The following is a 20,856-nucleotide window of genomic DNA, read 5'->3' on the forward strand; positions in this document are numbered from 1 at the left end:
GCCTCAGCCCACGGTGGTCGTCAGACAGCGGTTCAGGAAGGCCACCAGCGGCGCCCGGTGCACCTGCGGCTTGTTCCACTGGTTCTCCAGGTTCTCCGCCAGGTGATGCACCGCCACCACCTGGCCGCCCCGGTGGTGACGCACCACCGGATGCAGGTACGCCGCGTCGTGGGCCTGGCCGGGCACGTCCTGGGCGATCCGGCTCACCGAGATGTCGAAGGGGTCGACCTGGTCGTGGTCGGGGCCGTACTCAAGGGTGACCACGAACGCGTGCTCGACCGGATGGTCGGCGGTGGCCAGACCGGCCTGCCCGATGTGATCGACGGGCAGTTCCTCGTGGTAGCGGGCACCCGCCCCGGCCACGGTGAGCACGTCGGCGAGCACCGCGAACTGCTGCCACAGACCGGAGGATCGGTTGACCCGCTCGATGATCGCGTCGGCTGCCGCCTCGGCGGTCGCGTCGAGCTTCTCCGCAGGCCACGGATTGTCGTGGTAGCGGTGCTCCAGGATGCGGTGCAGTGCCCGGACGCCGTACCGGAAACCATGAATGAAGCCGTTCGTCGACTTCTTGAAGTCCCGCTGCTGAGTCAGCGTGCCGGCGAAGTAGAGACCTGGGACGTTCACCGATTCGAAGGCGGGGGTCTGGGCCGGGAAACGATCGTTGATCACCAGCGTCGGGCGACAGTCGTCGGCGAAGATCGACGCGTCGAAGCGGAACCCGGTGCAGGCCAGCACGCGGTCGTAGCGCAGCTCCTTGGTGACCTCGTTGGCTCGGGAGAAGCCGAAGGTGACCCGGTAGCCGTCGCCGTCCCGCTCGATGGCGCGCACCTGCCCGTCCAGGATCGCGTTGGCCGACTTGAGCTGGTAGGTGTCCAGGAAGTTGTTGTTCACCGCCCGCAGGTGCCCGACGTAGTGCGTCCGCCACGCCATCCGGACCGGACTGGGCCCTGCCACATGGACGAGTGTGGTGGTCTCCATCAGGCTGTCCGCGGTCTCGAAAGCGGAGTTGCCCTTGCCGATGATCAGCACCCGCTGGTCGAGGAAGTCGCGCGGATCGACAGGCATCTCGTCGTACCGCTCCACCAGCTCGATACCGGGGATCGGCGCGACATACGGCTGCGAGACACCGGTCGCCACGACGACCCGACGCGCCCGGTAGGTCGTACCCTCCTCGTCGGTGACCGCGAAACCACAGTCGTCGGACCGGGCGACCCGGACCACCCGGCTGCGGTAGCGGACCCGGACCCCGGTGGCCGCCGCGAAGTCGGCCAGATAACGGACCATCACCTCGGCTTCCGGGAAGTAGCGCTCGGTGTAGCGGGTGAACCGCAGCGCCGGGTCGTCGCTGAGCAGCGAGTTCCAGTCCAGCCGCAGGTTCAGCTCCGGATCGTCGGATCCGGTGTGCGGCTTGTTGATCGAGATGAGTTGACGGTGCCGGGGAAATCGGGTGAAGAAAGCGCCGGGAATGTCGGCGGACTCCAGCACCAGGTAGTCCCGTCGGCCGTCCCGTTCCAGGAGCGCCCCGAGCTGAAGCCCGGCCGGCCCCGCCCCGATGATCAGATAGTCGAGCATCTCTGCGGTCACCAGCCGACGGTACGAAGGCGAACTCAGAGAAAATTCAGCCGGCGGTCCGGGTCCGGGACCCCGTCGACGCCGGTCACTGTGCCGGCTCGGTCAGCAGGTCGAGCAGGTCGGCGGCGCGGCGGACATCGGCGTCGAGCGGCCGGTCCGGGTCGATCGCCGGCACCATCTCCGCGAGCCGCTCCAGCACGGCGACACAGGCCGGTGCGGTCGGGGTACGCGCACCGACGTGGACCGCCTGGCGCAGCCCGACCGCGAGCGTTCCGCAGATCAGCCGCAGCAACCGCGCCTGGTCCACGGCGCGTAGCGCGGCCTGGGTACCGAACGGCACGACGTCCTGGTTGTGCAGATTCGTCGGCAGGCTCTGCATCCCGGCCGGAGTGGCCTGCCGGCGGATCTCCGCGACCATCGCGGTCGCGGCGAGCTGGGCGCCCTGCAGCCCGTGCTGCCGTCCCGGCCCGGCCGCGAGCATCGGCGGCAGTCCGCCGTTGCGGACCGGGTCGACCAGGAGGTCGAGTTGGCGCTCGACGAGGTTGCCGAGCTGGGCGGCCACGGTCGCCAGCAGGTCGGCGGCGAAGGCCGCCGGTTGGCCGAAGAAGTTGCCGCCGTGCAGCACCAGGTCATCGTCGGGAAAGAACAGCGGGTTGTCGCTGACGCTGCGCAGATCCGACTCCACCACGCCGCCGGCGTACCGCAACGCGTCCTCGGCCGCACCGAGCAACTGCGGGGTGCAGCGAATGCTGTACACCTCCTGGAGCGGGCGCCCACCCGACGGCGTCGCGCCGGCGAGGCACTCCCGCATCCGGGCGCCGACCTCGACCGCGCCGGGATGCCCGTACGCGGCCAGCAGCCGGGGATGCAGGAACTGGCCGGGGTCGCAGCCGAGCACGTCGACGAGCAGGCAGCTCAGCAGCTGGGCGGCCCGGTGCGCGCGCCGGATGTCGTCCAACGCGAGCGCGGTGGCGGCGGTGGTCAGCGAGGTGCCGTTCACCAGCGCGAGCGCGTCGCGTCCGTCGAGGAGCAGCGGCGTAAGCCCGGCCGTGGCGAGCGCCTCGGCTGCCGGCCGCCGGTCACCGTCCAGATAGGCCCAGCCCCGGCCCCGCAGCGACTGGGTGGCGTAGGCGAGCGGGATGAGGTCACCGCTGGCCCCGACCGATCCGAGGCGGGGCATCGCCGGCACGAACGTCGTACCGAACATCGCCGCGAGCCCTTCGACGACTCGCGGCGACACGCCGGAGGTGCCCTGGCCCAGCGACCACACCCGGACCAGCATCGCCGCCCGGACCACCTCCGGGTCGATCTCCGGGCCCTGACCGGCGCCGAGGTGGGCGAGGGTGTTGTCGCACTGGTCCGCGTCGTCGTCGCGGCCGGCGAACCCGACGAGCGCGCCGAACCCGGTGGTGGCACCGTAGACCTGACGGTCGTCGCCGAGGACCGCGCGCAGGTGGTCGCGGGAGCGCCGCACCCGGTCGCGTACCTCGTCGCTGATGTCGACGGTGACCTCGGTCGCGGCCCGGCGCAGGTCAGCCACCCGCAGCGGGCGGGCCAGGTCGATCGGGGCGACCGCGTGGGGCGCGGTGTGGGTCGTCATCGGGCCGACCGTAGCCGTGGATTCTCAGAGCGGTCTGAGTTATCTCTGATGACCCGTCGCTACCGTCCGGGCACATGACGCACGACTACCTGATCATCGGTGCGGGGCCGGCGGGGCCGCAACTCGGCGCGTTGCTCGAACGCGACGGTCATGACTACATCGTCCTGGAAGTCGGCGTCGCCCCCGCCCTGGGAGCAGTCGGGTGACGGCGGGAGCCGCGCCGGGCTATCCGCAGGCGATCCTCGACCTGCTGCGCGGCGGGCGGACCCGTCCGGTCCTCGAACACGGTCCGCGTACCGTAAGCGCCGACGAGTTGTCCGAGCTGATCGCCCGGATCGCCGCAGGTCTACAGGCGGCGGGAATCGGTCCCGGCGCCGGGGTGGCGGTGGCGCTCGGCGTGACACCGGAGGCGTTCGCCGCCATCGTCGCGGCCCAGGTGGTCGGGGCCCGGGTCGCCGGGGTACGCCCCGGACTACCTCCCGATCGCCTCCGGCACCTGCTCGGCCACCGGATCTCGGCGGTGCTCGTCGACCGCTCGACCGCGACCCCGCAACTGCGGGCCGTCACCGCCGACCTACCCCTGCTCGGCGTCGGCCCGGTCGACGAGACCCCTGACCTGAGCGCCACCCGCGCCGACGTCACACCGCCGGTCCCCGCCGGGCATCCGCACGACATCGCCCGGGTCGTCTACACCAGCGGCAGCACCGGCAACCCCAAGGGCTGCCTCCAGACGTACGCGTCCCTCGACGCCGCCTGGGTGGCGCACCCCGACCGGTGGCCACCGGCGGTCCGGGACCTCGCCGGCCACCTCGACCGCTACCTGGTTTTCGGGTCGCTGAACAGCCAGGTGATGCTGGAGTACGGCGTGCTCACCCTGGCCGCCGGGGGCACCATGGTGATCGCCGAGCCACCCCCTGCCGGTGCGCCGTTCTTCCCCGATGCGCTGGTCCGGCACCGCGCCACCGCCAGCGTGATCACCGTGCCCCGGCTGGCACAACTGGTCGCCGCCCAGCGCGCCACGCCGGCCGACCTCGGCGCGCTACGCGCCCTGCTGGTCTCCGGCGCCCCCCTGCATCCGGCCCGGCTCGCCGAGGCGTTGCGCGTGCTCGGACCGGTCGTCTACCACGGCTACGGCCAGACCGAGACCGGCATGATCTCCATGCTGACCCCGGCGGAGATGCTCGCCGCACCAGCCCTGCTCGCCTCGGTTGGCCGGCCACCAACCGCGGTCGAGGTGCAGGTCCGCGACACCGACGGCCGGCCGGTCGCGGCCGGGGTCGAGGGGGAGGTCTTCGTCCGCACCCCGTCCCAGGCCGGCGGTTACTGGAACGACCCGGCAGAGACCGCCGAGGTCTTCACCGACGGCTGGGTACGCACCCGGGACCTCGGCCGGCTGGACCGCGACGGCTACCTGTACCTGCTGGGACGGGCCCGGGACGTGATCATCGTCAACGCCGACCTCCAGTACGCCGGCCCGATCGAACGTGTCCTCGCCACCTGTGACGACGTCGCCGAGGCGTACGTGGTGGCCGCGCCCGACGAGGAGACCGGCGAGGCGGTGCACGCCTTCGTGGTCCCCGCCCAGGGGCGGCAGCCGGATCCGGACGTGCTGCGCGAGCTGGTCCGGAAGCAGCTCGGCGAGGCTAGCACCCCCCGGAGGATCACTTTCATCGCCGAGGCACCGGTCACGGCCGCCGGCAAGCCTGACAAGCGACGCCTGGCCAGCCTGGCCGACGAACGCGACGCCAGCGAGTGACGGACTGCGACCCGCCGTCGAACGCATCGTGATCATTCGACCGCCACGACCAGTGACGCAGTGTCACCTGCGGTCATGACACCACGCCACTGACGGGTTGGCGGCGTCCGCGCTGTCATGGATACATGCCCATCACCCCTGCCACCGAGGCTGCGATGAACACCGACGTCGACCCTCGTCGTCGGCCGCGGCGATGGCTGCGGATCGTCTCCAGCATCTTCGTCGCCGCCGCGGCCGTCATCAGTCTCGGCGTCGCCGCCCTCCAGCTCGGCCTGCCCTGGCAGATGAGCGAGGGCGACCACAACCATGTCTACCAGGGACCTGCTGGTTCGCAGCGTTACCAGGTCCATCTCCCGCCCCAGCAGGACGGGACCGCCCGGCTGCCGGTCGTCATGGCGATCCACGGTTGCGCGATGACCGGCTACGGGTGGAACTCGATGAAGGCCACCACCCAGTTCAACAGCCTGGCCGACCGGGAAGGCTTCATCGTCGTCTACCCCACGCAGTTGATCTCCCGCAACGTGATCGCCTGCTGGAACTCGGCCGACCCCCGGCAGCAGCAGCGGCACACCGGAGAGCCCGCGCTGCTGGCCGGTGTCGCGCGCGAGGTGGTCGAGAAGTACGACGCGGATCCGGCGCAGGTGCACGTGGCCGGCGCGTCGTCGGGGGCGGGCACCGCCGTCATCCTCGCCGCGACCTATCCCGACGTCTTCGCCACGGTGACCTCGGTCGCCGGCGGCGAGTACGGGCTCAACCAGGTCGACCCGGACGACCCGGATTCGACCTCACCACTGGACACGGCCCGGCAGGCGTGGGCGCAGATGGGCGAGCGGGCCCGGCGGGTGCCGCTGCTGATCATTCAGGGTGAGCAGGACGATGTCGTGCCGTCCCTGGTCGCCACCCGACTCGCCGCGCAGTGGACCGCGGTGGGTGATCTCATCGACGACGGGCAGCCCAACGACAGCCTCGGCCTGACCGAGGAGACCGTGTCCGTGCCAGCCACGGCGGGACGACACGCGTACACGCGTACGACGATCACCGCGGCTGACGGCTCGTCGATCGTCGAGTCGTACCACGTCGACGGCATGGGGCACGCTTGGCCGGGCCCGAACGGCGACGGCAGGTACACCGATCACGCGGGCCCGGACGCCAGCGAGATCGTGTGGCGGTTCGCCGAACGCCACCCCAAGCGATGAGGACGGCCGTCAGCCAGGGTTGCCAGGGCCGGTACCCGCCCCGAGGTGCGTAGCCGAGATCACCCGCCGGCGAGGCGGAAAAGCTCCGCGTGCACCTGACGCTTCGGCACGCCGAGCCGGCGCAGGGTGTCCAGCACGGCCAGGGTGAGCGGCGGTGGACCGCAGATGAACACGTCACGATCGACGATGTCAGGTACCAACGTGGCGAGATTCGCCGGCGCGAAGGGATTGTTGTCCGGTCCGGTGCGCCCGGCCAGCAGGTGTAACCGGGCGCCCCGGGTCTTGGCGAGATTCTGTAACTCTGCGAGCAGGGCGGCCTTGGCGGCGTCCCGAACGCGGTAGAGGACGACCACGTCGGTCAGGTCCGGATCCTCCAGGAGGGCACGGATGGGCGTGATGCCGATTCCGCCGGCGATCAGCAGGGTCGAGTCACGAACCCGTTGTGAGGCGGTGAGTGCGCCGTACGGTCCCTCGGCGAAGACCCGGGTGCCGGCCCGTAGGCCACGTAGCCCCGAACTGGTGGTGCCGACGCCCTTGGCGGTCAGCCGCAAAGAGCGGCCGTCCGGGGCGGCGGACAGCGAGAACGGATTGACCTGCCACCAGGGGTTGTGCCCGGGGAATCGCCACAGAAAGAACTGCCCGGCGCGGGCGGGCAGCAGGTGCAGATCCCGGCCGGTGATGTGCACCGAGACCGCGTTGTCCGGTTCGGGAACCACAGCGGCGACCCGCAGGCGGTGCCGGGCGTTGCGGGCCAGCGGAAGGAACAGCCGGCCGATCAGCAGTGCGCCGATGGCGAAGGCCCACAGACCCCACCAGTAGATCTGGGTCAGGGCGTTGCCGGTGAACGTGGTTCCCTTGTAGACCTGGTGCAGCACGGCGAGCAGGACCGCCGCGTAGAGCAGCAGATGAACGGCGTGCCAGACCTCGTACGGCAGCCGCTTTCGGGCGGCCTGCACCGAGAACGCGACCACGACGACCATCACGGCGACGGCGATCATTCCCAGCAGGACCGGCATCTGCTGGGACAGGGTGAGCGTCTCACTCAGGAACGAGACGTTGCTGTAGGTGGCGAAGCCCAGCAGCACGACCACCGGGTGCAGCACGGCGAGCCAGAAGATCGCGAGGCCGGTCCACCGGTGCCAGACGGTGAGGTGGTCCATGCCGAAGCCGCGGTCCAGCAACGGCAACCGCGCGATCAGCAGCAGTTGCACGACCATCGCGAAGGCCAGATACAGGCCGAGGAGACGACCTATCGAACCAAGGGCGTTGTACGCCGGCGACCCGGCCAGGAAGAACATCGCGTGGATCACGACAACGTTGGCGAGGAGAAAGGCCAGGGTCACGACGCGCGCGACGCTTGTGGAGTGGAAGGTGGTCGATATCGGTGGCTGAGAGACAGCGGTCATCCTGTCTTCCTGTCGGTCCGTCGTGTCAGGGGCAGAATGGCCGCCGCCGCCGTCGATGGCAAGACCAGCAGGCAGCACCACGGTGAGCGCGGCCCCTGACCGGCGACTGAGGATCACGCACAGCCCCGGCAATGCCGTCACCGTGCCGAGCCGGCGGCCTTGCCCCAAACATCTTAGTCATTAAGATAATGGCATGAGGGTATCGACTGACTTCTCGGTGGCCATCGCCGGCGCCGGGTTATCCGGTCTCTGTCTCGCCCAGTACCTGATGCGCGCCGGCATCGACGTGCACGTCTACGAACGGGACGCAGGCCCCTTCGTCCGGCGGCAGGGCTACCGCATCATTCTCGACCGGTACGGGCTGGCGGCGCTGCGCGAGAGCCTGCCCCGCCCGTTGTACCGCCTGGCGCTGACCACCGGCGACGAGCCCGGCGGGCAGCTGCGCTTCACCGACAGCCGGCTGCGGGACGCCTTCACCATCAACTTCAAGAACGAGCCGTACGCGACCCGCCAGGTCGACCGGCTGACCCTGCGGTCGATCCTGCAGTCCGGGTTGGACGGGCGCATCCACTACGGCAAGACCGCCGTCGCGGTGGACAGTGACGACCCGGCCCGGCTGCGGCTGCGGTTCTCCGACGGCGGGGTCGCCGCAGCGACCGTCGTGGCCGGCGCGGACGGCGTCGGCTCGGCGCTGCGCGCGCAGCTCATGCCGGACGCGCACCCGGCGGACACCACGATGGTGGGCATCTACGGGCGATCACCCCTGCGGCACAACGGCGAGAGCGTCATCCCGGACGCGCTGCGTACCAGCGGGGTGCTGGCCATCGCGGACCGGCCCGGCCGCGCCTTCTTCTTCACCCCCATGCGGTTCGGCGAACGCCCGCCGGAGGCGTTCGCCCGTCTGGCCCCGAGCAGCTACGCGCCCACCGGCGAGGACTACGTCATGTGGGCAATGCTGCTCCGGCAGGAGGAGGTGCCCATCGACGTTCGCGGGCACCTGCTGACGCTGTGGAGGCTGGCCGCCCGGATGAGTGCGGACTTCCACCCACTCGTCCGGCGGCTGGTCGACACGGCGGAACTGGACGCCACGGTCCTCAACCTCTTCGCCACCGGCCGGCGCCCGCACCGCTGGACGGTACCCCGGGCAACGATGATGGGCGACGCCGTGCACGCCATGCCACCGTTCGGCGCCCAGGGCGGCAACACCGCGCTCCGCGACGCCGCCCTGCTCGGTCAACGACTGGTCGAGGCCCGCACGAACGGCACCCCGGTGGAGGTGGCGATCGCCAGGTACCAGAACGAGATGGTGCCGTACGCCTTCCGTGCCGTCGACACCGCTGCCCGGCTGATGCGCCGCCTCACGGGGGGCGCTGCCGCACCGCACTGGGTGCTGACCCGGGTGTTACCTCGGTTGCACCGGGTCACCGTGCCGGAGGCATGATGGCGGTCATGTCCCACCAGCCGGCCCGTGCCGCCGCGATCGCCGACCTCATGCGCGCCGGGCGGGAGACGTCCCGGCTGTCCATGGTGTTCCGGTACGCCGTCGCGGAACGGCTGGGCCTCACCGTGAGCGACCTGGAGTGCCTGGACTACCTGGCAGACGTCGGCTCCGTCACCGCAGGGCAGGTCGCCGAGCGGACCAACCTCACCACCGGGGCGGTGACCAGCATGCTCCGCCGGCTCCGGCAGGCGGGCTACGTGACGGCCGAGCGCGATCCGGCGGACCGGCGACGGGTGATCGTCACCCTGCGGCCCGAGCGGATCGCCGAGCTGGCACGGCCGTACGAACAGTTCGCCGAGCGGACCGAGCGGCTCGTTGAGGGCTACAGCGTCGAGGAGGTCAACCTACTGGTTCGCCACTACGACCGGATGCAGGCGATGTACCTCGCCGAGTTGGACCGCCTCCGCAGCGACCCCGACGAAGGTGGGAACCGCGGGGACGCGGCGCGGAGCGGCCCGGTGAGGTGATCAGTTCCGGTCGGGCGCCGGAGCGAGGACGGCCATCGGATGTCCGACCACAGCGCCACCGTCACGGACGCCGTCGACGTCCCGGGCCCACTGCGGCTGACCCACTGGTTCGACGAGCGGCTGACCCGGGTCGGGGTGACCGGTCGGTTCGCGCGGGACTGCCTGCTCGCGGCGCTGCTCACCGTGCTGACGTTCCTGGTCATGACGCTGTTGTTTCGGTTCGTGGCACCGACGCAGGGTCTCACCCTCGGCCCGGCGCGGGTCCCGGACCGCTCGCCACGACCATCGGACATCTGGCCACCAGCGCCCTGGCCTACGCCGGTCTCGTCCTCGTCGGCAGCTACGTAGCCACCTATCGGCGTTACCTGCAACTGGTGCGGGTCCGTGCGGACGAGGCGGTGCGGGCACAGCAGGCCATGGTGCGCGCCGCCATCGGCGCGGAACGCGCCCGGATGGCGCGCATTGCACGTCGTCGCCGCCCATCACCTGTCCGGCATGGTGGTGCCGGCGGCGGCCGAGCGACTGATCGACCCGGATCCGTCGGCGGCGAAGGCCGCGGTGGCGTGGATCCGGTCCCAGGGCAAGGAGACCCTCGACAATCCCCGGCTCGTCGTGGGGGTGCTGCGCGGTCGCCCGGGAGACAGCGACGGCAACCATCCGGTGCTTCCTCCCCCGGCAGGTCTCGCCTGAGGTGAGCAACGACCGGCCGGCCCGACGGCCGTGAGGCGTCGAGCGGGTCCACCGCCGTCGAGCTGGCCCGCCGGCTCCGACCCGAGGTCATCTGCATGGACGTACGCATGCCCGGCGGTGACGGCCTCACCGCGACCCGCCGGATCATCACCGAGGCGGTCGGGTCGCCGCCGCGCATCAGCTCACCGCGCGGGAGGTCGAGATCATCGGCCTGCTGGCCCGAGGGCTGTCCAACGTCGAGATCGCCGACGAGTTGTTCATCGAGACCAGCACGGTCAAGTCGCACCTCGGCCGCGCCATGGCCAAGATCGGCGTGCGGGACCGGCTCCAGACGGTCGTCTGGGCCTACCGCAACGGCGTCGCATCGCGTTGACGCGCGACGCGCGACGCTGGTGCATACCCAGTATGCTCGCAGCCCATGCGACCTGAACCCGACAACCGGCGGGTGGTGCTCGCGGCGGCCCTGGGCGGACTGCCGCTCGGCTGCCTCGACTTCATCTGGATCAAGTACGTGCCGCATCCCGTCGGCGACCTCGGCAACTCCAGTGCGGTGTGGGCGGTCGCCGCCTACCTCTTCGGCCTCTGGGTGCGGTCGGGCACGCTGCGCGCGGCGGCGGGCGCCACTGTCGCGCTCGTGGTCGCGGTGCCCGGTTACTACGCCACGGCGGCCCTCGTGCAGGGAGACGACTGGGCCGTGCTGTGGGCACCGACCTCTCTGCTCTGGATGTGCTTCGGCGTCCTCGCCGGAGTGATCTTCGGCATCGCTGGGATATGGACACACGGGGCAGGTCGGCGACAGGTGGTCGGGCCAGCGCTGCCGGCTGCGGTGCTGTTCGCCGAGGCGGGGCTGGAGATCCGCCGGATCGGCCACCCGAACTACGGCGACGACCCGATCTGGGACGCCCTGATCAGGATCACGCTCGGCCTGCTGGTCCTCGTTCTCGCCGCGCGTACGAACCGGCAGCGGGTGCTGGCCCTCGCCGCGGCGTTGCCGCTGGCGCTGGCGGGCCTGGCAGCATTCCTGATCGCCGGTTTCCGCTGACCGCAGCCCCGACTCCGCCGGGGCGCGACTGTTCGGCGACGAACCTCAGGCCAGCGACAGGAAGAGCTTTTCCATCTGTTCGAGGTTGGCCTTGCGGTCCTCCCCGGCGGCGCCGCTGACGCACTGCTCCAGACCGCTAGCGATGATCTTGAAGCCGGCGCGGTCCAGCGCGCGCGAGACCGCCGCGAGTTGGGTCACCACCTCGGCACAGTCCCGACCGTCTTCGAGCATGCCGATGACGCCGCGAATCTGGCCCTCGGCACGGCGAAGTCGCTTGACCACGTCACCGACCGCGTCCTCGTCGACCTGCATCCCCCACCCCTTCCCACGTCGTCGAACAACAGTACACCCGGGGGTATTTCCGGGCGGCCGACCGCGAGCTGTTTGCGGTTCTCCGATCCTTGGTCAATACTCGGATCCAGATACCCCCCGGGGTATATATCTGGATCTGAGGATGGAGTGTCCCGTGACCGCCAGGAACAGTTCCCCGACCATCGACGTGCCCACCGCGCGGGCCCTGGTCGCCGACAACCCCGACGTGCTGATCGTCGACGTACGCACCCCGAGCGAGTTCGAGACCGCACACGTTCCCGCCTCGATCAACCTCCCGCTCGACCAGGTCGACGCGCACCTCGGTCGGATCGTCGACGACGCGGGCGGCCGAATCCTGCTGATGTGCCAGTCCGGCAACCGGGCCACGACGGCCTGCACCCGGCTGGCGAACGCCGGACTGACCGATGCCACCGTCATCACCGGCGGCATGAACGCCTGGATCGCCGGGGGCGGACCGGTCGAGCGTGGCCGGCAGCGGTGGAGCCTGGAACGCCAGGTGCGCCTCGTCGCGGGCGGTGTGGTGCTGCTCACCGTCGTCGCCAGTGTCTGGGTGCCCGCCGCCCGGTTCGTGGCCGGCTTCGTCGGCGCCGGCCTGACCTTCGCCGCCCTTACCGACACCTGCGCGATGGGAGCGATGCTGTCCCGGCTGCCCTACAACCGCGGCGCCGGTTGCGACGTCGACCGGTCCCTGGCGCGGCTGCGCAACGATCGGCAACAGGCGTGAACGGTACGGAGTACGTCCGGCAGGACCGCACCGGCCCGGCCCGGGTGGTGCCCCTGCTCGGATGGCTGCGCCACTACGACCGCCGCACCCTGCGCCACGACCTGATCGCCGGTCTGACCGTGGCGGTCATGCTGGTCCCGCAGAGCATGGCCTATGCCGCGCTGGCCGGCATGCCTCCGGTCACCGGGCTCTACGCCTCGGTCGTGCCGCTGCTGGTCTACGCGCTGCTGGGTAGTTCCGGATCGCTGGCCGTCGGGCCGGTGGCCATCACCGCGCTGATGACCGGCACCGCGCTCGCTCCCCTGGCCGACGGCGACCCCACCCGTTACGCCGCCCTCGCCGGTCTGCTCGCCCTGCTGGTCGGCGCGATCCAGGTGCTGATGGGTGTGCTCCGGCTCGGGGCCCTGATCAACTTCATGTCCCACTCGGTGCTGTCCGGCTTCGCCTCCGCCGCCGCGATCGTGATCGCGACCAGCCAGGTGAAGGACCTGCTCGGACTCGACGCGGGGCGGGCGGAGACCTTTCCGGAGATCGCCGCGTCGCTCTGGCGTTCGGCCACCACCGTCCACCCGCTGACAGTCCTCGTCTCGGCGACCAGCGTCGCCGGTCTGCTACTGGTTCGCCGCTACCTGCCGAAACTGCCCGGCGCCCTGCTCGTGGTGGCGGGCGTCACCGTGGCCAGCATCGCCTTCTCCCTCGGCACGCGCGGCGTGCGGATCCTCACCGAGGTCCCCGGCGGACTTCCCGCTCCGGCCCTCCCCGCGCTCGGCGGCTCGGACGTGACGGCGTTGCTGCCGGCGGCGGCGGCGATCGCCCTGGTCGCCTACATGGAGGGCATCGCCGTGGCCAAGTCCCTCGCGGCGCGGAGCCGCCAGCAGATCAGCCCCAACCAGGAGCTCGCGGCGGTCGGTTCGGCAAACGTCGCAGCCGGCCTGTTCCAGGCGTTTCCGGTGGCCGGCGGCTTCTCCCGCAGCGCGGTGAACTACTCGGCCGGGGCACGCACCCCCCTGGCCAGTGTGGTCACCGCCCTGATGGTGGCCCTGACCGCGGTATTCCTGACGCCGGCCTTCCACCACCTGCCCAAGGCGGTGCTCGCCGCCATCGTGGTGGTGGCGGTGCTCGGGCTTGTCGACCGCCGGTCGGCGGTGACCGCGTGGCGGACCCGCCGCTCGGACGGGCTGACCCTCGCGCTCACCTTCGTGGTCACCCTGCTGTTCGGGGTCGAACCCGGTCTCGCCGCCGGCGTGACCTTCGCCCTGGCGGTCTTCCTGTGGCGTTCGGCCCGGCCGCATCTGGCCGAACTCGGCCGGGTGCCGGGCACGCAGACGTACCGCAACGTGGCGCGCTACGCGGGCCTGATCACCGACCCCCGGGCCGCGATCGTCCGGGTGGACGGACCGCTGTACTTCGCCAACGCGCAGTTCCTGGAGGACCGGCTGCTCAGCCTGGCCGAGCAACGGCCGGAACTGACGGCACTGGTGCTCGACGCCAGCGCGATCAGCGACGCCGATGTCGACGGCGCCCACGCCGTCGCCGAGCTTCACGAACGTCTCGCGTCCCGGGGCGTGGCGCTGCACCTGGCCACCGTCCGTGGGCCGGTGCGCGACCTGCTCGGACGGGCGGGCGTGTGGCAGACGGTACATGCCGCCGGTCAGGTGCACCCTGACCTGACCGCTGCGCTGACGGCCACCGGCGGCGGAGCGGCGCAGCCGGTGGTCGGCACACCCGCACGGCCGCCGTCGCCACAGGAGGTGTTCTAGCCGTGCCGGACCGCTTCGCCACGCTGCTGAGCTGCATCGACGGTCGCATCCAGCGTCCCCTCGACGAGTGGGTGAGACGGCATCTCGACGTCGAGTACCTCGACACCATCACCGAGCCCGGGCCGGAGGCACTGCTGGCCACGACAGGTGAGTCCCGACTGGACTCTCTGCTGGAGAAGGTGCGGGTCTCCCAGCGGGCACACGGCAGCGCGACGCTGGTCGTCGCCGCCCACTCCGACTGCGCGGGAAACCCGGTGAGCGTGGCCGAGCATCATCGCCAACTGCGCGCCGGCCTGTCCCGGCTGGCCACCCGGCTGCCGGGCACCCGCATCCTGGCCGTGCATGCCGGCCGCTGCGGCCACCGGTGCTGGGCACCCGAACTCGTCGCGGAGGTGACCCCGCCGAAAACCGGACCGTAGCACTGTGCCCATCGCATACCCCGGGGGGTATGTGGGAGAGTTCCGCCGACCGTTCTCGTCATGAAGGAGTTTGACCATGCTGTTCACCCAGTACTACCTGGACTGCCTCTCCCAGGCGTCGTACCTGGTCGCCGACGACACCACCGGTCGGGCGGTCCTGGTCGACCCGCGCCGCGACATCGAGGAGTACCTCATCGACTCCCGGGCCCGGGGGCTGACCATCGAGGGCGTGATCAACACCCATTTCCACGCCGACTTCCTCGCCGGGCATCTGGAGGTGGCGGCGGCGACCGGCGCCTGGATCGGGTACGGCCGACGCGCCGAGACCGAGTATCCGATCCGCAAGTTGACCGACGGCGACCGGATCAGCCTCGGCGAGGTGACCCTGGAGATCATGGAGACGCCGGGCCACACTCCGGAGTCGATAAGCGTGCTGGTGTACGAGCACGCCGACGACCCCGTGCCGTACGGGGTGCTGACCGGTGACGCGTTGTTCATCGGCGACGTGGGCCGGCCCGATCTGCTCGCCTCGCTCGGCGTCACCGCCGACGAGTTGGGCAGCATGCTCTACCACAGCGTGCACCAGAAGCTGATGAACCTGCCCGATCAGGTGCGGGTCTTCCCGGCCCACGGCGCGGGCTCGGCCTGCGGCAAGAACCTGTCGACCGAGCGGCAGTCCACCATCGGCGAGCAGCGCCGCACCAACTACGCCTGCGCGCCGATGGGTGAGGAGCAGTTCGTCGCGCTGGTCGCCGGTGGTCAGCCGGCGACGCCCGGGTACTTCGCCTTCGATGCGGTGCTCAACCGCAAGGCCCGCGAGCTGTTCGACCGCGCCCGCGCCGCCCGGCCGCTCACCCCCGCCGAGTTCCTCGCCGCCCGGGCCGACGGTGCCATCGTCGTCGACACCCGCGACCCGCACGAGTACGCCGCCGGGCACCTTCGTGGCGCGATCAACATCCCTGCCGACGGCCGCTTCGCCGAGACCGCCGGTAGCGTCGTGGCACCCGAGCGCACCATCCTCGTCGTCGCCCACCAGGACCGCGAGGAGGAGATCGTGACCCGCCTCGCCCGGATCGGTTTCGACCATGTCGCCGGTTACCTGCGCGATCCCGAGGACGCGTTCCGCGAGATGGTCGCCGAGCTGACCCCGGCCAGCCGGGTCACCGCCACCGAGCTGCGCGAGGCGCTCGACCGGACCGAGCCGCCGCGCGTGCTCGACGTGCGCAACGCCGGCGAGCGCGAGCAGGGCGCGATCGCCGGATCGCTGCACATCCCGCTGGCCGAACTGCCCCGGCGACTCGACGAGGTGCCCGAGGACCGGCCCGTCGTCGTGCACTGCGCCGGTGGCTACCGCTCCTCGGTCGCGGCCAGCCTGCTGCGGGAGGCCGGCCGTACCGACGTCGCCGACCTGCTCGGCGGCTACGGCGCCTGGCAGGCGCTGCGGCAATCCACCGCGGCCTGAGCCCGACCGGTGCGGGCGTGGCCGCTCCTGTCGCGGTCACGCCCCGCACCGCTACCCGGCCGCGCGCCTGCCGGTTCCACACACCGCGCCCGGCCCAAGCTGCGGCCGGACAGCCGGGGACCGGGCCGACGGGACCGGCTCAGCCGTGCAACTTGAGGGCCCGGAGCAGTTCGTCGTTCTCCTCGGGAGTACCGATCGACAGCCGAACACCACCGTCGATGACGCTGCTGCGGTCCCGCAGCCGGATGCCCTGCGCGGCCAGGGCGCCGCACAGCCGCTGCGGATCCTCGGTCCGCAGCAGCAGGAAGTTCGCGTCCGACGGGAACACCTCGATCACCGACGGCAGCTGCGCCAGGGCGTTGCGCACCCGATCCCGCTCGGCGACGATGCGCTCGATGGTGCGCCGACCGTGCGCGATGCCCGCGGGCGAGATCGCCGCGCCGATCGCGCGGATCGCCGTGACGGCGAGAGGGTACGGCGGCATGATGCGGCGCAGTACCCCGATGACCTCCGGGTGGGCGAGGGTGATGCCGCAGCGCTCACCGGCGAGGCTGTACTCCTTGGACAGCGACCGCACGACGACGAGATTGGGCCGGCCGGCGATGTCGCCCGCGAGTGACGGCTGACCCGAGTAATCGAGGTAAAGCTCGTCGACCACCACCATCGCCCGGCCGCGCAGCCGTTCGGCGAGCCGCAGCACGGACGCCCGGTCCATCAGGTTGGCGGTCGGGTTGTTCGGCGAGCAGACGAAGACGAGCTTGATCCCCGGGTCGGCGGCGCAGGCCGCCAGCATCGCGTCGGCGTCGAGCTGGTACGACCCGGGCACGAGGGGCACCCGGCACACCGAGGCGCCCTGGATGGCCGCGGCCGTCTCGTACATCACGAACGTCGGCGGTGTGATCAGGATGCCGTCCCGGCCGGCCGCACAGAACGCGCGGACCAGCAGGTCGATGGACTCGTCCGCGCCACGCGACAGGAAGAGCTGCTCCACCGGCAGGCCGTAGATCTCGGCGAAGCGGCCCAGCAGCGATGGTGGTTGCGGCTCCGGGTACCGGTTGAGGCCCTCCTGCTCGGGCCCGCCCGGGTACGGCGGGTAGGGGTTCTCGTTCGCGTCGAGGTGGATCCGGGCGGCCTGCTCGGCCTCGACGCGCGCCGAACTGTAGGGCCGCATCGCGTAGATCTCGGGCCGGACCAGCGAAACGATGTCATCCACGAGCTGCGCGATCCTCTCCGGCCGGGCCGGGTCCGCCCCGGTAGGCGCAGGGTACCGCCCCCGCCCGGTCGGCCTGCCCGTTGGTGGGCGCTGGCCGATCCCGTGGTGCATGCGGTCGCTCAACCTCTCGACGAACGTGACCGCCGCAGCGTGAGCGTCCGACCCGCCCTGCCCTCCGGGCCGGCGAGCGGCACCGGGTACGTCTGCCCCCGGGCATGTACCGGCGTCTGGTCGTCGTAGTGCAGGGAGCCGGGCAACCCCGAGCTGCCGTGCCGCAGGACGTCCCGCAGCACCGGCCCGGCGGGGTCGACCTCGGCCACGAAGCGCCAGGGTGCGCCCTCGATCGCGGCGCCGCTGCGATCGGGCGTCATGAGACAGACCGTATGGCCGCTGCCTCCGACCGGGGTCTCGTCGCCACCGAAGAGCCCGCGTAGCCCGGGTAGCGCCTTGGCGATCGGATGCCGGTCGTCGACGCGGTGCACCGCGTCGTAACGCCAACCAGCCGGGTCCGCGCCGTGTGCGGTGACGATTCTCTCGATCGCCGTGTGCAGCGCTTCGGCGACGACGACCGGCAGTGGCTCGGTCTCGCCGAGTCGCTGTCGGGCCTCCGCGTCAAGAATGAGATGATCAACTTGAAGGGTCAGATCGGGCATGCTGGTGGCCAGCTCCGCACCCAGTGGTTCGGTCACCCATCGGTCCACCAGGGCCTGGAGCAGACGGAGAAAGACAAGTGGCGCCGGCTGCTCACCTCGGGCGTGGCCGTCCCACTCACTGAGCAGGCGGTGCCCGATCCGCACCAGCTCATCCGTCGGCGGGCGGGCCGCCAGCGCGTCCAGCAGCACCGGCAACACCCGGGCCGCCCGTCCGTCGGCCACGTCGTTCTGCCAGCGCGCACACTCCTCCGCCGAGATCGACCCGGCGCGGATCAGCTGCTCGATGCGTTCGGCCCGGTACGGGGCGACCCAGTCGGCACCGACCTGCACCCGCGCGTCGTCCGGCACCAGTTTGTGGTTCGCCGAGATGAGGTAGCCCTCGGCAGGGTTGACCGTCTCCGGCAGTTCGTCGAACGGGAGCAGGTCCTGCCACGACTCGGCGACGTCGGCGAACGATGCTGGGGCGAGCCCGCTGCCCGGCCGCCGCCGCGGCACGTTTCCGGCGGTCTTGAGCGCTATGACATCGTCGGCGGTGGCCACCACCACGTTGAGCACCGGCACCCCGAAGTCGCGGAGGGCCGCCCGGAAGCCGGGATAGTTCTCCGCCCGCCACATCCGCAGACAACCGACGATCTCGGTGGAGGGGACGAAACCGCTCCAGAAGAGGCCCAGCCGGGCGTCACCGTCCGGACCTGGCTCGTCGAACTCGACGTGCCGCTGCCCGCCTGCGGCCCGGACCGCGACGTCCGCGCCGCCGCGTACCGAGATGACGCTCTCCTGGCTCCAGGTCGGTTGTGCTGCCGGGCCGTCGAGCAGGCAGAGATCCTGAGTGTCGACAGTGGCGTTGGTGATGCCCCAGGCCAGTCGGCTGTTGCTGCCGGCGATGAGTCCGGGCAGTCCGGGCACGGTGACGCCGTACGCCGTCGCCGGCACCGCCGGCAGCAGCAGGCCCATCTGGTACCAGATGCTCGGTTGGGTGAACAGCACGTGCGGATCGTTGGCCAGCAGCGGCGCGCCCGAGCGGGTGAGTCGCCCCGAGATCGCCCAGGCGTTGGATCCGGGCGACGTCTCCCCGCCCAGCAGCCCGCGCAGCCAGGCACGGGACTGCTCGGGCAGCTCGGCGACCGGGGCGGGCCCGGCTGCTACCGGGCTGCCGGGGCGTTGCTCGTCGCCCCGAAATGGACGCCTGATGGTCACGGCGCCGTCGATCGGGTAGCGAGGCGCGGAGAAACAGTCCGCGTAGCGGGGTCGCTCCGCCGCGAGTCGCATGCGGAAGACCTCCTGCCGGAGGTTGGTGCCGAGGTCGAACCCCAGATGCTTGACGATGAGCACGGAGTCGAGCGGCGTCCAGGGGTCGGGGCGGTAGCGGAGCAGCAGGAACTCCACCGGAAGACCGGCCCGCCGCCGGAGCCGGCGGATCGCCGCGTTGACGCCGTCGCTGAAGGCCGCCAGGCAGGCGTACGACTCAGGGTCCACCAGTTCCAGCGAGCGGCGGGCCACCCGTTCCAGAGCGAGCCTGCGGGCCCGCACGTCCTCGGGCGCCACCGTCTCGCCCAGCACCTCCGCCAGTCGGCCGCGGGCCCGCCGTCGGAGCACGTCCATCTGCCACAGCCGGTCAGTGGCCTGCGCGAATCCGCTCGCGAAGTAGAGGTCGCGCTCGTCGTGGGCGACGATCCACGGCACCCCCCGGCCGTCGCGACGAACCGTGGCCCCGTCGGTCAGGCCGCTGAGCCGCAGCGAGCCGCGACCGACGTGTGCCCGTACGGCCGGCGCGCGCAGCAGCCGCAGTGCCGCGTCGCGTACCCCGTCACGTCGCGCCATCGCCGACCGCCGTCCGTGCCCGAGGGGCGGCCTTGCCCATCTGCAGACCGGGAAGGTTACGGCCCACCAGGAGGTAGATCAGGACACTGATCACCGCGAAGACGCTCACCCCGAGGAACATCGCCGTCCCGCCGTAGTGCGCCAGGATCAGCCCACCGGTGAAGGGTCCGATGAAGCCACCGAGCTGCGCGAAGGTCTGTGCCCCGAAGTAGCTGCCCCGCCGGTCCGGCGGTGCGATCCGGTCGATGACGGCGAACTCCGCCGGGATGATGAAGGTCTCCCCGACCGTGAAGATCACCATCGCGGCCACGAACTGCCAGCCCGGACCGGCGAAGGCGAAGCCCACCATGCCCGCGACGAGGAGCACCCCGCCGATGACGATCGACCGCACCGGGTCACGCTTGCGCGCGTACCGCGAGACGAAGAGTTGAACGACGACAACGGTGACGGCGTTGGTGGTCAGCACGTAGCCGAGGATCTTCGTTCCGTCGGCGAATCCGGCGGAGAGATGCTGTGCCAGCAGCGCCGAAATCTTGCTGTGTACCGCCTCCAGCAGCAGACCCGCGGCGATGAAGCAGAGCAGCCGGAAGTCCCGGACGACCACCCGGAAGCTGTCCCGCAGCCCTTCGAGATGGCTCCGAAGACCGGTGCTGGGCTCCTGCTCCGGCACCGCCGGTGTCACCGGCGGCAGGAACAGCAGTGTCAGCCCGAACAGGCAGAGATAGACCGCGTAGACCACGGCGCCGACCAGGAAGGCCACCCGGCCACCGGAGAGGCCGGCGTACGCGCCCAGCAGCGGCCCCACGGCGAACCCGACGTTTACCGCCATGTACTGGTACGAGAACCACCTCAGCCGGTCCTCCGCCGGCAGCAGATCACTCAGCAGGGCCTTCGCCACCGGGTTGAAGGTGCTGCTGCTGAGGGCCAGGGCGGCGTTGATGAAGAAGACCGCCAGCACCCCGTTGCTGTAGTAGAAGGCCACGAAGGAGGCGATGACCCCGGACAACGCGAGCAGCAGCAGCCTGGTACGGCCCAGCGCGTCGGAGAGGGAGCCACCGACGAAGCCGGCGAAGATCGAGAAGAAGACCGACGACCCGATGATGAAGCCGATCGTGGTCGGGGTGAGTCCCAGCTCCCGATGGAGAAAGATCGCGAGAAAGGGGATCGCCACCGAGTTCGCCAGACTCATGATCCCGGCCCCGGCGATCAGTAGTCGGGCCAACATCATGGGACGGGTTGTC

At 71.1% G+C, this 20,856-nt stretch carries 19 protein-coding genes and 1 pseudogene; 13 read left to right on the plus strand and 7 right to left on the minus strand.

Annotation, left to right across the window (positions count from 1 at the left end):
* Positions 1-3 precede the first annotated feature (3 nt).
* Both O7601_RS24040 and O7601_RS24045 read right to left on the minus strand, forming a co-directional pair.
* The gene (locus tag O7601_RS24040) at positions 4-1,584 is read right to left on the minus strand and encodes an FAD-dependent oxidoreductase (RefSeq protein WP_281563354.1); all 1,581 of its coding nucleotides are present in this window, start codon (positions 1,582-1,584) and stop codon (positions 4-6) included.
* Between the two features lie 73 nt (positions 1,585-1,657).
* Positions 1,658-3,172 carry an aromatic amino acid ammonia-lyase gene (locus tag O7601_RS24045; protein ID WP_281563355.1) on the minus strand — a complete coding sequence of 505 codons (1,515 nt, stop codon included), beginning with the start codon at positions 3,170-3,172 and terminating at the stop codon, positions 1,658-1,660.
* A 74-nt stretch (positions 3,173-3,246) separates the two neighbouring features.
* Between O7601_RS24045 and O7601_RS24050 the strand changes: the two genes are divergently transcribed.
* From O7601_RS24050 to O7601_RS24060, 3 genes are all read left to right on the plus strand, one after another.
* Positions 3,247-3,378, plus strand: a complete 132-nt coding sequence (locus tag O7601_RS24050) for a hypothetical protein (protein WP_281563356.1) — start codon at positions 3,247-3,249, stop codon at positions 3,376-3,378.
* On the plus strand, positions 3,375-4,928 hold the full coding sequence (locus O7601_RS24055; protein WP_281563357.1) for an AMP-binding protein: 1,554 nt from the start codon (positions 3,375-3,377) through the stop codon (positions 4,926-4,928). The genes O7601_RS24050 and O7601_RS24055 overlap by 4 nt, the downstream gene beginning before the upstream one ends.
* 125 nt (positions 4,929-5,053) lie before the next feature.
* On the plus strand, positions 5,054-6,124 hold the full coding sequence (locus O7601_RS24060) for a PHB depolymerase family esterase (protein WP_281563358.1): 1,071 nt from the start codon (positions 5,054-5,056) through the stop codon (positions 6,122-6,124).
* 59 nt (positions 6,125-6,183) lie between these two features.
* Here the strand turns inward: O7601_RS24060 and O7601_RS24065 are convergent, their stop codons facing one another.
* Positions 6,184-7,530 (minus strand): ferredoxin reductase family protein, encoded by a 1,347-nt coding sequence (locus tag O7601_RS24065; protein WP_281563359.1) that lies wholly within the window; start codon positions 7,528-7,530, stop codon positions 6,184-6,186.
* 193 nt (positions 7,531-7,723) lie between these two features.
* Between O7601_RS24065 and O7601_RS24070 the strand changes: the two genes are divergently transcribed.
* From O7601_RS24070 to O7601_RS24095, 6 genes and pseudogenes are all read left to right on the plus strand, one after another.
* A complete protein-coding gene (locus O7601_RS24070; protein WP_281563360.1) occupies positions 7,724-8,971 on the plus strand; it encodes an NAD(P)/FAD-dependent oxidoreductase in 1,248 nt (415 codons plus the stop codon).
* Positions 8,972-8,979: 8 nt separating this feature from the next.
* Positions 8,980-9,498, plus strand: coding sequence for a MarR family transcriptional regulator (locus tag O7601_RS24075; RefSeq protein ID WP_281563361.1), 519 nt, complete (start codon positions 8,980-8,982; stop codon positions 9,496-9,498).
* A 39-nt stretch (positions 9,499-9,537) separates the two neighbouring features.
* On the plus strand, positions 9,538-9,846 hold the full coding sequence (locus O7601_RS24080; RefSeq protein ID WP_281563362.1) for a hypothetical protein: 309 nt from the start codon (positions 9,538-9,540) through the stop codon (positions 9,844-9,846).
* Positions 9,847-9,960: 114 nt separating this feature from the next.
* On the plus strand, positions 9,961-10,188 hold the full coding sequence (locus O7601_RS24085; protein WP_281563363.1) for a hypothetical protein: 228 nt from the start codon (positions 9,961-9,963) through the stop codon (positions 10,186-10,188).
* A 190-nt stretch (positions 10,189-10,378) separates the two neighbouring features.
* Positions 10,379-10,561: pseudogene (locus O7601_RS24090) on the plus strand (helix-turn-helix transcriptional regulator); the annotation flags it as partial.
* Between the two features lie 45 nt (positions 10,562-10,606).
* Positions 10,607-11,230, plus strand: coding sequence for a DUF6518 family protein (locus O7601_RS24095; RefSeq protein ID WP_281563364.1), 624 nt, complete (start codon positions 10,607-10,609; stop codon positions 11,228-11,230).
* Between the two features lie 45 nt (positions 11,231-11,275).
* Here the strand turns inward: O7601_RS24095 and O7601_RS24100 are convergent, their stop codons facing one another.
* On the minus strand, positions 11,276-11,542 hold the full coding sequence (locus O7601_RS24100) for a metal-sensitive transcriptional regulator (protein WP_281563365.1): 267 nt from the start codon (positions 11,540-11,542) through the stop codon (positions 11,276-11,278).
* Positions 11,543-11,696: 154 nt separating this feature from the next.
* On the opposite strand from O7601_RS24100, the gene O7601_RS24105 reads away from it, so the two are divergent.
* The 4 genes from O7601_RS24105 (at position 11,697) to O7601_RS24120 (ending at position 15,928) form a co-directional block, all read left to right on the plus strand.
* Positions 11,697-12,287: a rhodanese-like domain-containing protein gene (locus tag O7601_RS24105; protein ID WP_281563366.1), complete on the plus strand. Its 591-nt coding sequence runs from the start codon at positions 11,697-11,699 to the stop codon at positions 12,285-12,287.
* On the plus strand, positions 12,284-14,047 hold the full coding sequence (sulP, locus tag O7601_RS24110; RefSeq protein WP_281563367.1) for a sulfate permease: 1,764 nt from the start codon (positions 12,284-12,286) through the stop codon (positions 14,045-14,047). Before O7601_RS24105 ends, sulP begins: the two co-directional genes overlap by 4 nt.
* A 2-nt stretch (positions 14,048-14,049) precedes the next feature.
* Positions 14,050-14,466: a carbonic anhydrase gene (locus tag O7601_RS24115; RefSeq protein WP_281563368.1), complete on the plus strand. Its 417-nt coding sequence runs from the start codon at positions 14,050-14,052 to the stop codon at positions 14,464-14,466.
* Between the two features lie 76 nt (positions 14,467-14,542).
* Positions 14,543-15,928, plus strand: coding sequence for a rhodanese-like domain-containing protein (locus O7601_RS24120; protein WP_281563369.1), 1,386 nt, complete (start codon positions 14,543-14,545; stop codon positions 15,926-15,928).
* A 139-nt stretch (positions 15,929-16,067) separates the two neighbouring features.
* Here O7601_RS24120 and hisC read toward each other — a convergent pair whose 3' ends face one another.
* The 3 genes from hisC to O7601_RS24135 form a co-directional block, all read right to left on the minus strand.
* Positions 16,068-17,141 (minus strand): histidinol-phosphate transaminase, encoded by a 1,074-nt coding sequence (gene hisC, locus O7601_RS24125; RefSeq protein ID WP_281563370.1) that lies wholly within the window; start codon positions 17,139-17,141, stop codon positions 16,068-16,070.
* A 119-nt stretch (positions 17,142-17,260) separates the two neighbouring features.
* Complete coding sequence (locus O7601_RS24130) at positions 17,261-19,615, minus strand: penicillin acylase family protein (RefSeq protein ID WP_281563371.1); 2,355 nt, start codon at positions 19,613-19,615, stop codon at positions 17,261-17,263.
* The gene (locus O7601_RS24135) at positions 19,602-20,843 is read right to left on the minus strand and encodes an MFS transporter (protein WP_281563372.1); all 1,242 of its coding nucleotides are present in this window, start codon (positions 20,841-20,843) and stop codon (positions 19,602-19,604) included. The genes O7601_RS24130 and O7601_RS24135 overlap by 14 nt, the downstream gene beginning before the upstream one ends.
* Positions 20,844-20,856: the final 13 nt, after the last annotated feature.

It is taken from the genome of Verrucosispora sp. WMMD573, assembly GCF_027497175.1.
In the GTDB taxonomy this organism is placed as follows: Bacteria; Actinomycetota; Actinomycetes; order Mycobacteriales; family Micromonosporaceae; genus Micromonospora.